This is a genomic window from Cellulomonas sp. (assembly GCF_036279715.1).
GTDB lineage: Bacteria > Actinomycetota > Actinomycetes > Actinomycetales > Cellulomonadaceae > Cellulomonas_A.
The window spans coordinates 1-2,366 of the sequence record NZ_DASUIR010000107.1 but is presented as its reverse complement, the minus strand read 5'-3'; the positions used below and the strand labels follow the sequence as shown (position 1 = coordinate 2,366).

General features: G+C 70.3%; 2 protein-coding genes. Both read left to right on the top strand.

The genetic code is table 11. The features are described from left to right. A partial coding sequence (locus VFW79_RS10665; RefSeq protein ID WP_329677287.1) for a heavy metal translocating P-type ATPase occupies positions 1-888 on the top strand: 888 nt, incomplete at its 5' end. 378 nt (positions 889-1,266) lie between these two features. Beyond that, the coding region (locus tag VFW79_RS10660; protein WP_329677286.1) for a methyl-accepting chemotaxis protein at positions 1,267-2,366 on the top strand (1,100 nt) is incomplete at its 3' end.

The following is a 2,366-nucleotide window of genomic DNA, read 5'->3' as shown; positions in this document are numbered from 1 at the left end:
GACACCGTGGGTCGGATCGTCGGGGTCGACACCGTGCTGGCCGACTGCGACCCGGTCGACAAGCTCGCCGCCATCCGGACCGAGGGTGAGCACGCCGCGACGATCATGGTCGGCGACGGCGTGAACGACGCCCCCGCGCTCGCCGCTGCCGGGGTCGGGGTGGCCCTGGCCGCGCGCGGTGCGACGGCGTCGTCGGAGGCGGCCGACGTGGTCCTGACCGTCGACCGCATCGACGCCCTCGCCGACGCGATCCTGATCGCCCGCCGGTCCAGGCAGATCGCTCTGCAGGCGGTCGTCGTCGGCATGGGGCTGTCGCTCGTGGCCATGGTCGCGGCCGCTGTCGGGCTGCTGCCGCCCGCGGCCGGCGCGGTCCTGCAGGAGGTCATCGACGTGCTGGCGATGGGCATCGCCCTGCGTGCGGTGCTCCCGGGCGCGGTCCACACGATCGCGATGCCCCAGTCCGACGTCGCCACTGCGCACGTCCTGAAGGCGGAGCACGACGCGATGCATGCCGTCGTCGAGCAGATCCGCGCCGTGGCGGACGCGCTCTCGACCCGGGACAGCGACCTCGTCCCGGCGCACGCGCTGCTCGACCGCCTCGAGCGAGAGCTGATCCCGCACGAGCGTGCCGATGAGGCGTTGCTCGTTCCGCTCGTCGCCCGCGCGCTCGGCGGTTCGGATGCGACCGCATCGCTGAGCCGGACCCACGCCGAGATCGAGCACCAGGTCAGCCGGCTTCGTCGGCTCCTCCGCGACGTCGACAACGACACGGTCCAGCCGGAGGACGTCGTCGAGCTCCGCCGCCTGCTGTACGGGCTCTACGCGGTCCTGCGCCTGCACAACGCCCAAGAGGAAGAGGGCGCGTTCAGCCTCGTACCCGCACGCTGACGGACGATGACAAAGGCCGGCACGGAGTCATTCGGAGGTCCTCGGCCGGCCTTTGTCACGGCGATGTCCGGGACATTGCTTCGGTCGTTCGGACAGTCAGGCTGGCAGGGGCCCACGGGCGCTCAGCCAGCCTCTGCGGGGATGTCGCCCCAGGTGGGAGCGCTGCGCGCCGCCTCCGCGACGGCGCCCCTGGGGTGAGATGAGGCTCACCTGAATGGGCTGCGAATGTGCAGTCGAGAACTGCTCGCGACGCGTGGTGTACCGACCTCGTCGACAGTGGATGAAATTGCTCGCCCGGGAACGTGATCGGCTCAATCCCGGCCGCCGCCGCCGATGAGTGGGCTGTCAGCATCAGACCACCCGTACGGAGCCAATCTCGTGAGCAAGAGCACCGCCGAATCGGCTGCAGTCCACCGGAGCTCGCTCCTGTCGCGGGGATCGGTCCGCACGCGGATCGTCGTCCTCATCGTGATGTTCGCGACGTTCGCGACGGGTCTCGGCACCTTCGCTGTCGTCCAGATGAACGCCATGAAGGCCGAGGCGGCGAAGATGGCGCAGACCCAGACGACAGTCGCGACCGATCTAGCCGCGCTCAAGGACTCGCTGTGGACCCTTCGGATCGCGATCACCGTCCTCGGGGCCTATGAGCCTGACGGCAAGGCTGCCCAGAGCGTCAAGATCAAGGACGCGTCGGCAGCGTTCGACGCTGCAGCGACCACCTTCGCCGATGCCTACGCGGCCGAGTTCGGAGCCGTGCCGACGGTCTGGGCTGACTTCAATGCGGCGTATGCCGACTACCGGAAGGTCGTCGACGGAGACCTGATCCCGGCGGGTATGGCGGACGATCGGACGGCATTCATCGCGTCGCGCGACGGTGGCGCGGCCGCTGCGGGCGGCGACCTCATCTCGCACCTGACAGCGGTGTCGGACGAGGTCGGCACCGCGATGGCCAAGATCGCCGCTCACGTCGACAGCCAGGCGAGCCAGGCTGCCGTCACCACGGTCGTCGTCCTCGCGCTCGGCATCCTCCTCTCGACGGCTCTGGGCCTGACGATCGCGGCGGGCATACGGCGCTCCGTCGTCGAGGTCAAGCGCGCGGTGGACGCGATGGCGGGCGGCGACCTGACCGTCCGACCCGATGTCCGCAGCGACGACGAGCTCGGCCAGATGGCCCGTGGACTGATCGCCGCACAGGAGTCCATGCAGGCGCTGATCTCGGGGGTCGTGGAGACGGCCCAGACGGTGGCGGCGGCGTCCGAGGAGCTGTCTGCGGCCAACTCTCAGGTCGCTGCGGGCTCGCAGGAGACGAGTGTGCAGGCGGGGGTGGTGGCGGCTGCGGCGGAGCAGGTGTCGCGCAATGTGCAGACGGTGGCGGCGGGGGCGGAGCAGATGGGTGCCTCGATCCGGGAGATCGCGCAGAACGCGAATGAGGCGGCGAAGGTCGCGAATCAGGCGACGGGGGTGGCGGCGGCGACGAA